12 protein-coding genes and 1 pseudogene are annotated in these 13,940 nt (G+C 41.8%); 6 read left to right on the forward strand and 7 right to left on the reverse strand.

Annotation, left to right across the window (positions count from 1 at the left end; genetic code table 11):
* Together B9T16_RS02835 and B9T16_RS02840 are read right to left on the reverse strand one after the other, a co-directional pair.
* Positions 1–348: pseudogene (locus B9T16_RS02835) on the reverse strand (ATPase); the annotation flags it as partial.
* A 30-nt stretch (positions 349–378) separates the two neighbouring features.
* The gene (locus B9T16_RS02840; protein WP_006616217.1) at positions 379–663 is read right to left on the reverse strand and encodes a hypothetical protein; all 285 of its coding nucleotides are present in this window, start codon (positions 661–663) and stop codon (positions 379–381) included.
* A 101-nt stretch (positions 664–764) separates the two neighbouring features.
* On the opposite strand from B9T16_RS02840, the gene B9T16_RS02845 reads away from it, so the two are divergent.
* On the forward strand, positions 765–2,117 hold the full coding sequence (locus B9T16_RS02845; protein WP_410244048.1) for a hypothetical protein: 1,353 nt from the start codon (positions 765–767) through the stop codon (positions 2,115–2,117).
* Positions 2,118–2,141: 24 nt separating this feature from the next.
* Here B9T16_RS02845 and B9T16_RS02850 read toward each other — a convergent pair whose 3' ends face one another.
* A complete protein-coding gene (locus B9T16_RS02850) occupies positions 2,142–3,050 on the reverse strand; it encodes a Uma2 family endonuclease (RefSeq protein WP_014276245.1) in 909 nt (302 codons plus the stop codon).
* Between the two features lie 262 nt (positions 3,051–3,312).
* On the opposite strand from B9T16_RS02850, the gene psbA reads away from it, so the two are divergent.
* Positions 3,313–4,392: a photosystem II q(b) protein gene (gene psbA / locus B9T16_RS02855; RefSeq protein WP_014276244.1), complete on the forward strand. Its 1,080-nt coding sequence runs from the start codon at positions 3,313–3,315 to the stop codon at positions 4,390–4,392.
* Between the two features lie 460 nt (positions 4,393–4,852).
* Here the strand turns inward: psbA and B9T16_RS02860 are convergent, their stop codons facing one another.
* From B9T16_RS02860 to B9T16_RS02870, 3 genes are read right to left on the reverse strand one after another with little or no spacing between them, the layout of a single operon-like run.
* Entirely contained in the window at positions 4,853–5,848 is a 996-nt protein-coding gene (locus B9T16_RS02860) for a pentapeptide repeat-containing protein (protein ID WP_006620086.1), read from the reverse strand.
* Between the two features lie 51 nt (positions 5,849–5,899).
* Positions 5,900–6,868 carry a hypothetical protein gene (locus B9T16_RS02865; protein ID WP_410244049.1) on the reverse strand — a complete coding sequence of 323 codons (969 nt, stop codon included), beginning with the start codon at positions 6,866–6,868 and terminating at the stop codon, positions 5,900–5,902.
* A complete protein-coding gene (locus B9T16_RS02870) occupies positions 6,853–7,494 on the reverse strand; it encodes a hypothetical protein (protein WP_410244050.1) in 642 nt (213 codons plus the stop codon). The genes B9T16_RS02865 and B9T16_RS02870 overlap by 16 nt, the downstream gene beginning before the upstream one ends.
* A gap of 803 nt (positions 7,495–8,297) precedes the next feature.
* On the opposite strand from B9T16_RS02870, the gene B9T16_RS02875 reads away from it, so the two are divergent.
* Positions 8,298–8,768, forward strand: coding sequence for a type IV pilin-like G/H family protein (locus tag B9T16_RS02875; RefSeq protein WP_014276241.1), 471 nt, complete (start codon positions 8,298–8,300; stop codon positions 8,766–8,768).
* A gap of 1 nt (position 8,769) precedes the next feature.
* Here the strand turns inward: B9T16_RS02875 and B9T16_RS02880 are convergent, their stop codons facing one another.
* Complete coding sequence (locus B9T16_RS02880; protein ID WP_006620089.1) at positions 8,770–9,291, reverse strand: hypothetical protein; 522 nt, start codon at positions 9,289–9,291, stop codon at positions 8,770–8,772.
* A 513-nt stretch (positions 9,292–9,804) separates the two neighbouring features.
* Between B9T16_RS02880 and B9T16_RS02885 the strand changes: the two genes are divergently transcribed.
* From B9T16_RS02885 to B9T16_RS02895, 3 genes are all read left to right on the forward strand, one after another.
* Positions 9,805–10,455, forward strand: coding sequence for a J domain-containing protein (locus tag B9T16_RS02885; protein WP_014276240.1), 651 nt, complete (start codon positions 9,805–9,807; stop codon positions 10,453–10,455).
* A gap of 124 nt (positions 10,456–10,579) precedes the next feature.
* A complete protein-coding gene (locus tag B9T16_RS02890) occupies positions 10,580–11,452 on the forward strand; it encodes a 6-carboxytetrahydropterin synthase (protein ID WP_006620091.1) in 873 nt (290 codons plus the stop codon).
* 377 nt (positions 11,453–11,829) lie between these two features.
* The gene (locus tag B9T16_RS02895; protein WP_235181474.1) at positions 11,830–13,716 is read left to right on the forward strand and encodes a tetratricopeptide repeat protein; all 1,887 of its coding nucleotides are present in this window, start codon (positions 11,830–11,832) and stop codon (positions 13,714–13,716) included.
* Positions 13,717–13,940: the final 224 nt, after the last annotated feature.

The following is a 13,940-nucleotide window of genomic DNA, read 5'->3' on the forward strand; positions in this document are numbered from 1 at the left end:
AAATTCAGTTTTTATTTGTTCTATGAGTTGGCGTGTTAATAGGCTTTTGCCAATACCACTTAATCCATAGATGGTAATTAGGCGGGTATGGTCTTTTAATATCCACTGTTTTAGGGTAGTTAGTTCGGAAGTACGGCTATAAAATTCAGTCAGGTCTGGTGCGTCGGTTAAGTCGATAATCGGTGAAGAATCTTGAGGTGTGGGAGAATGAGAATAAGAAGGCGATCGTTGTTTTTCACTACAAATATTGATATTACCTATTGGTAAGCAATCAGCATGATTTCCATATATTTGTACTTGTTCTAGCACAGAAAACACATTAGACTTTTTAACATCTTCCCCAACCACATCAGACAGAAGTTTCCATAACTTCCAGGCTTATTTTTTGACATGATCGTAACTTTTCTCATTGTTTGCGGCAATTTCGTAATAATCCTGATGTTGCCAAATCCCCTGTAATATAGACTTTTGTAGCCAATCAAGATGTTTTCCAGTTTTAGTGAATACCTGTTCATCAGTCCAGTTTAAAACTTCTTGAATATCCATAGGAAAAAGTGGGGGTATGCAAGGATAATCCCACTTGATCACACTTTTCCCCACTTGGCGACAAAAATCCCACTTTATCCCACAAAATCGGTCTTGTAAATAATTGTAAAATCCCACTTTATCCCACTAATTGTTATAGATAACTCTCAAGTGAACTGCTAAAATTAAACAGCGATAGGATCTTGTATGTATTGATAATCTAATCCTGGAAAATAATTATGGAATTGTTTAACTTGTTTGCGAAAAAATCCTCTCAAGAAACCAAGGCAATTACTGATGAGGATATGTTGGGGATAGTTGGGGAGTTCAATAAGTCCTTACCATCTCTTCCTGAAAACTCGGAAATCTTAGAGGAAATCAGCTTTGATAAGGTAGTCAGTTATTTAAAAAGCGATCGCCCCGATAGTCCCAGTCTAACACAAGCAGCGATCRTTCGCCAAAAACATCCCGAAGGTACTTTTTTAGCACTCGTATTTTTGGACGAAAATAACCATCTAATTTATCTCCCCAGTGGCCTTCAGGCAGGACGGCAGATCGTTGCCAAAAAGCTGAATCAAAAATTAAGTAAGTTTTTGGGCGATCGAGATTTCAGTCTGGTTGACTTAAAACAAACATCCATCGTCGTCAAAGTAATTAAGATAGTTAGTATTATCATTTGGACTATGGTGATTTTTCTGGTGTTATTCCCATTACTGGGACACCAGATTATGAATCAAGCTTTATCTGCTGAATTAAATACTCCTTCACTGGAAATTACGCCAAATATGGTTGCATTTGGCTGGCTAGGGAACCAACAGGCTTTTGATCAAGCTCGTCAAACAGCCTATAAAGAGGCTAAACAATATGCCGAACAGGAATTAGATAAATGGGAAACTGAATTAATTAAGCGCATAGATACAGATTTTCTGAACTGGTATTTTAGTTACTTTAATCAGAAAAAACAAGAATTGGACGTGCTTGTTCAATATGTAAGCCAAAATTTTATAAATGGATTCGATCAGTCTAAAATTAACGAACAAATTAAAAATAGCGTCAATTATAATCTTCAAAGAGAATTTGCTCGTCGCGTTGTTAGTTCAAAATCTGCTGAAAGTAAATTTAATACAATCAAGATTGATACCACTGAATTATATCTAGAAAAACTATCGGGTCAACTAAAAAATGTTCCCAAAAAGTACAAAATTGCTGAGGCAGACTGGCAGCAATATTTAGAGACAATCAAAGTCAGATTAGAAAATGAACAAGGCGATCAATCATTGCCAGTAAAAGTTATTGGTGGTTATCTCACCACTAAAGCTGTAGCAAAAATAGCAGCTATGACGAGTGGTAAAGTTGTGGCTGGCTTGATTTCTAGTTCAATCGCATCTGTGATCGATCCTGCTGTCGCTGTTGGATTAATTGCCTTGGATTATTGGGATTATAATAATGGAGTTACAGAAAATAAGCCCCGTTTGCGTGAGGATCTAGTTGAATCTCTAAGTGAACTCAAAAATACTCTTTTAAAAGATCCTGAGTTGGGTGTGATGTCTGCAGTGAATGAATTAGATGAACAAATAAAAAATAGTGTTTAACGGGCATATTGTGGGTGACTTTTTTTATGGTTCCTCTGGGTCTAAACCCAGCGATCGCAACCGTTCAGCAAGACGTTCGGCTTTTTGGCGTTCTGCCTCAGCAAGCTGTTGAGCTTGTTGGGCTTTCTGGCGTTCTGCCTCAGCAAGCTGTTGAGCTTGTTGGGCTTTCTGGCGTTCTGCCTCAGCAAGCTGTTGAGATTGTTCGGCTTTTTGGCGTTCTGCTTCGGCTTTTTGGCGTTCTGCTTCGGCTTTTTGGCGTTCTGCTTCGGCTTTTTGGCGTTCTGCTTCTTCCGGTAACAACACCAAATTACCTTCGGTATCATAAAACCGCAGCCAAATTGCCTCCTCACGGTCTATAGTTCCCGACCAAGTTCCCAGCCAAAAGCCTAAACTTTCACACCACAGCCAACCTCGCTCATTCGGCTCTAAAAGCTGATAACCTTCCGAACTATGCAAATGCCATCCTTGAAAGGCGTTGGCTTCAAACGGGTCAAATACAAAGTAATCTGGTGTCCGAAAAGTCTGCTGATACAGCTCCTTTTTCTTTCCTTTATCTATTCTGGCGGTACTGGGAGACATTAGCTCCACAATGACATCTGGGTAGCGACCCCCTTCCTGCCATACTACCCAACCCTGTCGTTCTTTAGTGCCATCTACATCCAACACAGCAAAGAAATCAGGGCCACGAAAATCTCGGTTCCTAGCTTGTTCGCTGCTATAGTAAATAAACATATTCCCGCCTGTATAGAAATCATGGCGATCGCTCCAAGCCTGTTGCAATGACCTAATCAGGACGTTCATGGCAATGCGGTGACGGTTACTTTCCAAAGGCTCTCCATCATCAAAAATCAAATCTGTGGGCGGCATGGGGGGTTCCCATTCCGTTTCCGTAGCAGTTTCGGGGCTAGTATTGGCAGTGAGTTCAACTGACATTTTCGGTTCCCCCCTCTCTCGTGTTTCTCAGTTGTTGATGATTATATCCCAAGCCGCCCATAGTCGCCTGGAACCACAGGCTCTCTCAGGGTTCGACTCCTTATGGTTCAATTAATGATAAGCCCTACTTATGACAGCCATTAAAATAAATGTGGCTCAACCCCTTTACAAACCTTAACAGAGTGTGTCATATTATAAACACGGTAGAAAAACAACTGCCGGATAAGTACCTCGAAAACTCAATAAAGCAATCATATCCAACATGACTACTACCATTCAGCAGCGCGAGAGCGCCAACGCCTGGGAACGGTTCTGTAGCTGGGTAACATCCACCAACAACCGCCTCTATGTAGGCTGGTTCGGTGTTCTGATGATCCCTACCCTACTAACTGCTACCATCTGCTACATCATCGCTTTTGTAGCTGCTCCTCCCGTTGACATTGACGGTATCCGCGAACCCGTAGCTGGTTCTCTGTTGTACGGAAACAACATCATCTCTGGTGCGGTTGTTCCTTCCTCCAATGCGATCGGTCTGCACTTCTACCCTATTTGGGAAGCAGCCAGCTTGGATGAGTGGCTCTACAACGGTGGCCCCTACCAGTTGGTAATTTTCCACTTCCTGATCGGTGTATTTTGCTACATGGGTCGTGAGTGGGAACTGTCCTACCGCTTGGGAATGCGTCCTTGGATCTGCGTAGCTTACAGCGCACCTGTTGCTGCTGCTAGTGCAGTATTCTTGATCTACCCCATCGGACAAGGTTCTTTCTCCGACGGTATGCCTCTGGGTATCTCTGGAACCTTCAACTTCATGTTGGTRTTCCAAGCAGAACACAACATCCTGATGCACCCCTTCCATATGYTGGGAGTTGCTGGTGTCTTCGGTGGTGCTTTGTTCTCCGCGATGCACGGTTCTTTGGTAACTTCTTCCTTGGTGCGTGAAACCACCGAAATCGAATCTCAAAACTACGGTTACAAATTCGGTCAAGAAGAAGAAACTTACAACATTGTGGCAGCTCACGGTTACTTCGGTCGCCTGATCTTCCAATATGCTTCTTTCAACAACAGCCGTTCCCTGCACTTCTTCTTGGGTGCTTGGCCGGTAATCGGCATCTGGTTCACCGCTTTAGGTGTATCCACCATGGCCTTTAACCTGAACGGTTTCAACTTCAACCAGTCCGTAATGGACTCGAGCGGTCGGGTAATCAATACCTGGGCTGATGTCATCAACCGCGCTAACCTGGGTATGGAAGTAATGCACGAGCGTAACGCTCACAACTTCCCCTTAGATTTGGCTTCTGCTGAGTCTGAGCCTGTAGCTTTGGTTGCACCTCAAATCGGCTAATTTATAGCTTTGATTAAATTAAGCGCCTCCCACCAGGGGGGCGCTTTTTGTTTGTTTAAACTTCACCTAGCCAAAAAAACCACCCGGTTTTTGACTCGAAGGTTAAGATACAGAAACCGGGTGATTTTTAAGTTTTTTGGGTTTATAGTTCTAACCTAGGTTCTCCTCAACTTGTCTCAGAATAGAAAATAAAACCGTAATGCTACGATCCGCGTAGTTCATTAGTTTTTGCATAATGTTGGAAAATGTTTCAGAAGAATTGTGAATTGAACAATTGCTAGGCTGAGGAGCCTCTAAATATGAGTTAGTGCTTTCACTTGTGGTCATAATTAAAGTGCTGTTCTCAGCCTTATTCTGTTTAGTGATTGAGTAACTCTCATGCAGACACTATAGCATAAGTATTGCCAAAAGCGCCCAAATTCCCGACCAAATCTATCTAAAGTAGTACATCAAAGCCCTATCAATCATGAATCTCGCCATTAGGCATGATCGCGCCATGTAGGTTTACCCCAATGGTATTAGCACTACTAAACTCAGTACGAGTTAAGTAGGCATAGCTAAGGTTAGCATTTCGCAAATTTGTCCGACCAAGAGAAGCATCGGTTAAATCAGCCTGAGTCAAATTAGCCGAACTTAAATTAGTCCGATTTAGTTCCGCCCGTACCAAATTCGCCCGGCTTAGGTTAGCATGACTGAGATTAGCATTACTGAGATTAGCATCTGGTAAAATTGAGTCGCACAATTCCACCCTAGGCATTTGGGCGTTAGTCAAGATGGCTCGCTCTAGTTTTACCTTAACCATGCGGGAACCAATTAAATTAGCACCACTTAAATTAACTTCTGTTAAAATCGCCCCTTGTAAATTGGTTTCGGAAAGGTTAGTCTGGTTGAGAATCGCGCCACGCAGTACACATTCAGTTAAATTAGCCCCCATTAGGTTAGCGCGAGTTAAATCAGCCCCGGTGAGATTAACCCCCTGTAAATCGGTACCTCTTAAATCTGCGCCTCGTAAATTTACACTCTCATAAATACGCCTTTCATAACGCATATTTGCACCCCGTAGACAAGCACCCCTTAAATCTGCACCTTGCAAATTAGCACCGCGTAAATCTGCTTGAATTAGGTTAGCATCAACTAATGTGGCTAGGGTTAAATTAGCTTTTCTCAGGTCGGCTGCTTGCAGGATAGTACCATGAAAATCAGCGTCGGTTAGTTGAGCGCCACTTAAATTAGCTCGTGATAGGTTAGCTCCTCCTAATTTGGCTTTTTCTAAATTTGCCCTAGTTAGGTTAACTCCATTAAGATAGGCTAACACAAAATTGGCTCCTTGAAAATCACCGCCACTTAAATTAGCTCCAATTAGGTCAGCATTACTTAGTTCAGCATTGCGGAGGTTAACACCTCGAAACAATTTTTCTCCACTTCGATATTTATTTAAGAAAGTCCGCTCATCCATCCATCTTCATCCTTGTACTTTGGCTGTTAATTTATTCGGAATTATCAATTATTAACTATGGTTTACATAGTTGATTTTTTGAGCCCAAATAAAAGACTGATCACCTGGCTTACGGAAGTAAATTTTGACAATGTTAATAGATTGTAGTTGTAGGGATAGTAACTTTTTGTGGATAAACTGGGTGGTTGATTCTGGCGCGAAACTGTGCTGGGATTCGAGAATTAGATGCAAACACTGATTTTTAGATTGAGCTAAAACGTGGATACCTTTGGATTTTACTAAGTGATTTAGGAAGGATGCGATCGCTTTAGGATTACCCTCTTTAGCTAGTTCTAGTACCTGATTAGTACCCCCGGAATCTGATATCTGAGTAGGTGGTGGTAACGGGTCAGTAATCTCTGATTTGGCTGCGGTTTGTTGGCGTTCTGTCGTTTCAGATTGATCAACTATTTCTTCTAGTTGTAGGATTTGTTCTTGAACTTGAGCAATGAAGTCTTTAAGCACCTCATACTTGAATTTTAACTGCTCCTCAACCTCATAGCTAATCATTCGGCCGTCTAGTTGGTCTTCTAAACTCTGTAGGGTATTAGCAATGGATGTTATAGCTTCGGTTACTCCCTGGCTAACTCGCTTGTGAATACCATCTTTTAACCCCAAACGTTCCTGAATAATATTGGACTTAGAACGGTTAGCCGATGACTCTGATACCAATTCGTTATTGGATAGCGCTTGACCGGACTCTGTAGGAATTGGTAAGGTTTGTAATCCTGAGATTTCCGGTGTGGGAGATGCGACTAAATTGGTGGGCATTGCTACTTGAATAGTCTGGCTTTCGTTCAAATCAATTCCCTGAGTTTTGGCGAGATCAGATAATTTTTGATCCTGACTATAATTAGATTCAGGTAATTCCTGAAAATAGTTGTGATTAACTACTTGATGATTATAGCAAAGACGCATGGTTTCAATTAAAACTGTTGCCACTTGAGCATCTTCATCAGAATCMTCTAGGTAAGCGACCATTTTTTGAGATAAACTTTCAAATCTTCAAAGTTAGGAAACATTTGAAACAGTTGTTCAATCAGGTTATCTAACTCGATTGATTTGAGTTGTAGCCAGTCGCGATCGCTAAATGTAAACTCATTTTCTAAGACGGAAAATATCAATATCTTCACCCTTAATGGGTTGGCAGTCTGCATGATCTTGAAACGAATATCAAAGATATTATCTAGTTTTTTGGGGGGAGGATTGTGGTTAAAGTTTTCGGGATTAACTGACCAATCAAGTTGAGAGTGAGGACGGTCTGACGACTGATAGGAAGTCATAACCATCTCAGTAGAAGATTCCTGATCTCCCTCAAGGTACAATCTCCCAACTTGACTCAATACCAGATTAACAATAACTGTATATTCTGTTTTTTTGTTAATTTTATATAAAATTTTATTCAAAATACTATTAAGCCGTTCAAGGCTTTGGGTACTCCAATACAAAGATTGCACTAAATCCCGCATAGGAGTATTGGCGATAACTGCTGAATCACTCTCCCATTTTCCATGGGTAGCACAAATCATGATTTTTTTTATACGAAACACCTCATCGCTGGTATCTAAGTTTTGCACAACATCATCCAGGATCGATTTGGCTGGCATTTTTGCCTCCTACAAATCATTGATAAATCAACAGTTAGTTTGTGATAGTGTGAGCCGCCAGATTCGGCAAAATTTATTAGTCATATATAATCAATATATAACCATTCAAAATATTGGCTATATTTTAGCCTGGTTAAGTAGGATTATTTATCAGTGATTTCGCCAAAATCAACCAAGCCATACGGAATTATTTAAGTGTATTTTACGGAATATATAAACACCAAACCATCATCACAATAGAGCATTTAAAACTCGCCTCTATCTACCTTTTACCTTGTACAAGGTACATTGTAGGTCATTTATTGTATAATGGTTAATCATTCTCATTCAGCCATTTAGATTACCCCCCAGAACTGATGGCGGACTTTGATGCGATCGCACGCTTAGTGCGATATTGGTGGCGTAGGCTGCGTCAGACCCCGGCTATATCAATCATAATCGGATAGTTTTCGGTTGACACAGCCCATGGTAGCCTGTTAGCTGGTTACCAACGATAGGTGCTGATCCTACCCAAAGCCTCAACTAAGATCGCCAAGTTTTAGCACTTTTGGGACAATCCCTAGCTCCGATCGCATATTATCCCCCAGGACACTACCACTTCCCTGAAGGTAGTTTACCTATTTATGGCTGTGGCGATCGCTGTTAAGCCCCCATGAGTAAATACTCATATAGTCCTCTCCGGGACTGTCCAAAGGTTGCGGTTACCCATTTTGGATCCCATTGTGATTTCTCATTAATTTCAGGAATCAAGCCAGATCGCCTTGTAGTGAGGTCTAGCATCGCGTTAAGTCAAGGAAACTGAGATGATGTGGAAATATTTGCTATTTTTGGCTCCTATCGTTTTAACGGGTTGTCAGGTCAATTTTTCGTCTGTCTTGGAAGATATACCAGGGTTGCGAAGTAGCGATCGCGCTCCTTTAATGATGAAGGCGATCGCCTTGGGACAACAGACATATTATCAAAATCAAGGTTATTTTGCTAATTCCCTTCAGGGTCTATCTGGTCATCTCAATCTGGAAACCGACAGTTATCAATACGCCATTAAAACCGAAGGCGAAACCGCTCAAACCGTCTTCATAACAGCCACAGCCAAAACCGATGACCTGCGTAGTTATAGTGGTGTCATGACAGTAGGAAAAAACGAGGGAGGGGTGGTCTTGATGGCTAACCTGTGCCCAACAGACACACCATCTAAAATACCCCCCTTATTATCCTCAACCCCTGTACCTGGTCAAGGATTAAAATGTCCTCCTGGATCTACTCCAGTACGCTGATCTAGGCGGTTACCGGAACAAAATCAACATCATCTGTGCCGTCTGTTTCTCCTTGACCAGAAGTGATTTTTTCGCCATTAACCTCGATCGCGAATTCGGTTTCACCCAAACCAGTCAAGTTATAATCAGTCTTCTCGCTGGTGTATCCAACACTAGCGATCATCTTCCGTCCTGCATCAGTGTATTTAAACGCCAACATTTGATTTTTCGACTTATCATTATCATAAGTCCAAACCACCATATATTCTTCCCCGTGATAGGAGAAAACCTTAGAAGGACGGGTAGGAACATAGCGACCAGGAGCGCCAAAAGCCGCATCAAGGAATTCCTGAAGTGAATCATCCTGAACTACAGCATAGCTCACCTGTTCAGCCGGAAGTTCTTCTTCCTCGACATCACCTTCACTTTCGTCAACCACTTCTTCTTTATTGCGATTGCGGAAATAATCTACCGCCATCTTAGTACCAATAGCACCGACGGTAGCAATTCCAGCCCCAGCGAGAATTTTACGAAGTCTACTCATATATTGTCCTCATTGACGAATTGGGGAGTTTTAGTCTTGGGGATATATTCCACTCTCCGCTAGAATTTTAACAGATTGTTGTTAATAGCAAAATCTGCAAAAAGATGATAATATTCCTCCCTTTAGGGGGTTGACAAAAAACACCAAATGATATACCAGAGATGGATTCAGGGAGCAACTAATATTTGAGTAACCCAGATAATTTGGCTCATCAGCATAAATATAGGTGATACGAGACCATTACTGAGTCCCCTAACCCCAAACCAGATGGCTGTAGTGAGCCTTCAGTCCTGCCGAGCCAGTGGCGTTAAGGAAGGCCAGAGATGATCAAATTTAGCTATTATGTATAAAATATTTCAGACATCTAATAATTTCTGGGTGTTTAAATATGGCAATGTCGTTAATGATGATGATTGCTACCAGATATTTACGGGGCTGCATCACTTAATCTCATAGCTAAATACTAGGGAATTTTAGCATTTTTTAAACTATCATGATCACTGTTAAAAGATGATGCAAATTGATGATTACTATAGAATCTTAGAGGTTGCACCCCATTCCAGTCAAACGGATATCAAAAAATCCTATCGGAGATTAGCCAAAAAATTCCATCCAGACAGTCAGGAAGAAACAGCCAATCACGATATAATTATTCGGATTAATCAAGCCTATGAAGTTCTGAGCGATCCCCAAAAACGTGAAAATTATGACCGGAGCCTAAGCAGCCCAACCCGACCCCGTAAACAGAAGCCCAAAGGGCGGTCTAAAGATTTTGACCTAGACCAATGGTTACAGGAAGTCTATAGGCCTGTTAATCAAAATATTGAGCGGATTTTTCAACCATTTAAACAAGAAATCGATAACTTATCGGGCGACCCCTTTGATGATGAATTAATGGCAGATTTCCAAGCCTATATTGAAACCTGTAGAGATATCCTAGCGGAAACCCAAACTCGATTTCGCTCGACTCCCAACCCGGCGAATATTGCGGGAGTGGCGGCGCATCTTTATTACTGTCTGAATCATATTGGTGATGGTATCGAAGAATTAAATATGTTTACGCTGAACTATGACGAATCCTATCTACACGCTGGCCATGAATTTTTCCGCATTGCCGATCGCTTACGTCAAGAAGCCCAAGAGCAAATCCATAAATTCCTTTAACCAGAGAGCGATCGCCATAATTTCTTGAGCAGAGCATCATACCATGGGGATCGAGGTTGAAAAAAATTCGGAAACCGACTACATTAGTTAACAGAACTTAACAAGCAAAAATTAACCTGCATTTATGCAATGCCTGATCACCCGTCGCGCCCAGTTTTCAGCCAGTCACCGTTACTGGTTGCCAGAACTAAGCGAAGCCGAAAATTTTGCCAAATTTGGACAAACAGCCCGCGCCCCCGGTCACGGCCATAATTATGTCCTGTATGTTTCAATGGTAGGGGAACTAGACGAATATGGCATGGTACTTAACCTGTCGAACGTCAAACATACCATTAGGAGTGAAGTTACCGAACCCCTAGATTTTTCATTCCTCAATGAAGCATGGCCGGAATTTCAGCACACCCTACCCACAACTGAATTTCTGGCTTATTTAATTTGGCATCGTTTAGCCCCCCATTTACCCCTAACCAACATTCAACTATTTGAACACCCCCAACTTTGGGCAGATTATCAAGGAAACGCCATGGAAGCATATCTAACCATCAGCACCCACTTTAGCGCAGCTCATCGCCTAGCTCACCCTCTCCTGAATGATGAGGATAACTCGAAAATTTATGGCAAATGCGCCCGTCCTCACGGTCACGGACACAATTATCACCTAGAAGTTACCATTCGTGGTCAAATTGACCCCCGCACGGGTATGATTGCGGATTTAGGAGCTGTGCAGAAGGCGATCGATGATTATGTGGTTGAACCCTTCGATCATACCTTCCTCAACAAAGATATTCCCTACTTTGCTAAGGTCGTACCAACCGCTGAAAATATTGCCGTTTATATCCGTGACTTGCTGCAAAATCCCATTGATGAATTAGGAGCCAATCTCCATAAAATCAAGTTGATTGAAAGCCCTAACAATTCCTGTGAGGTCTACTGCACACCATCGGAACATCAAACTCCTCTAGCCAGCCATCGAGAACCGGTAGCAGTAGGCGCATAAGAGATATCAAGCCCGATATCAATTAGTCTAATGTTTGACTGTAAAAAGCAGGTATTTTGCCTGCTTTTTTTGGTGTGGCTATCAAATCCAAATCGATAGTTTTTCCTGGGGGGTCGGGGATGCTATGGCGACCAGAAACTTTGATGATGGTTGCTCAACCGGATTGACTCTTAACCAACCCTCAACTCCCTAGATTATAACTATCAATTTCCTGACCTGCAAAAATTGGGGCGTAATTATGAACTAGCTAAGACACTCCCCCTGAGTTTAAAGGATATTAAACCGGGGGGGAGTCACTATTTAGCTATCCGTTATCCATCCCCCTAATCATCAAGCAAGAGTGAGTTATATCCATGAGGCTATCGACCCTAACACTGTTGACTCTGACTGCGCTTGCAGCTAACGAATTCCTAAATCCGGCAACTGCCGCCCCTAAGTTAACATCTGGTTCTAATCCGGTTGGTGATACGGAAAATTTGGTTGATAAAATTGATATCGAAATTAGCCAAGTTGAACTGACTCCCACTGTCGGCACCCCGGAAACTTGGAGCCGGCCAGAATTAGCTGAGGATTCATCATTAACAACAGATGAAGTGGTATTTATAGCCTCAGCTTCCCCATCTTTGTCACTGGCTCAGGTTAGCCCTTCTGTAGCTAATTCTGAATTTGGCTACACGATTATATTACTCAATACTTTGCTGTTAATTTCTACTTTATCACCGACTTTAACTTTGATGTTTTTCTGGTTGGTGCGGCGCTTAGTGATTCGAGAGTTGGTGAGTGAAACTAACAAAAGATTAGATAAATTTGATGGTTTAGAATCACAACTAAAAAAATCTAATTATCAGTCTAAAAAATTGGTTAAAGATTTAGAAATGCAGTTGAAAGTAGCACAAAAGTCTATTCATTTTTTAAGGAAAGAGGTTGAGGCTTCCCAGGTATCGATTCAAGAACTAGAAAATCTGAAGTTACAGTATCTTAGACAGGTACAACAGATGATGGTGGAGCTGCAAAATTATAAAAATCAGGCGATGGAACAGGTTAATACGCCAGCCTTACCAGTTTCTGCGCCACCTATCTCTAAGCCGATATCAAAATCTCCATCTAATCATGATAATCATGAATTACGATTACCTCCTAAGCATCCGCCTACTTCTCAGCCTTTAATTGCGGATGATTTCCTTAAAAAAGGGGAAGCTCTAATTAATGAACGTCAATATAAACAAGCGATCGCTTCTTGCGATCGGGCTTTGGAAATTAACCCTGATTTAGATGAGGCTTGGTATCAAAAGGGTAATGCTTTGGTGCAGCTAAAACAATATTCTGAGGCTTTGGAGTGTTATGATCGCACGTTAAAGATTCAGCCTAAGCGGTCAGATGCTTGGTATAATCGGGGTAATGTTTTGGTGCGTTTAAAACGTTATTCCCAGGCTCTTTCAGCCTATAATCAGGCGTTAAAGATTCAGCCTAATGATTATGCGGCTTGGCACAATCGGGGGGCTTTACTGCGTAAATTTCAGAAGTATGAGCAGGCTTTAGAGTCTTATGATCGGGCGATTAAGCTGGAAGCGAATCATTATGAAACTTGGCATAATCGAGGTAATGTTTTAAGTCAATTAAAACGCTATCAGGAAGCTATATCATCTTATGATCGGGCGATTCAAATTAATCCAGGTCAGTTTGATATTTGGGCAAATCGAGGGATGGCTTTATGTCATATTAATCAATATTCGGAGGCTCTATCTTGCTATGAACAGGCGATATCTCTGAATTCTAAGGAGCCAGAACTTTGGATTTCTCAGGGGGGAGTTTTAGTAAAATTAGCACGTCATGAAGAGGCTGTGATTTGTTATGATCGGGCGATTAGCCTGAAATCGGATAGCTATGAGGCTTGGATGGGGCGAGGTGAGATTTTAACGGCTTTAAAACAGTATGAACAGGCGCTGGCTAATTGGGATCGGGTGATTGCTTTACAGCCAGATGCTTATCAGGCTTGGTGTCAACGGGGAATCTGTTTAGAGAAGTTGGAACGACATGATGATGCGATCGCTTGTTTTGATACGGCGATTGCTTTGAAGCCAGATCATGCGGAAAGTTGGCGACACAGGGGCGCTTTATTATCCCGACTGAAAAAATATCAGGAGGCGATCGCTTCTTTAGGAAAAGCTATTTCGATTCAAAAAGAGTTACGCAATGGCAAAAAAGCGGCTAATAGTTCTCAATCGATAGGTGATAATAATGGTTTCTCACCTGTTCCGGCTTAATAGATGGAAAGCTGTTAATAAGTTGAGATGTTGATGAAGGCGATCGCTCGGTTAAGGTGGCGATCGTCTTAAAATTTGTAATTGTCCAGTATTGGGCAAAAAAATCCCCCAGCCGAAGCCGGGGGAAAACCATCAGGGTGCATCTACTTTTTCCTATTCCTGTCGGAGATGAAGCACTCCGGGAAATTTGAGAAAAAATTGTGAATATAACAAAGTCCCTACAA

Source organism: Arthrospira sp. PCC 8006 (assembly GCF_046480465.1).
GTDB lineage: Bacteria > Cyanobacteriota > Cyanobacteriia > Cyanobacteriales > Microcoleaceae > Limnospira > Limnospira platensis.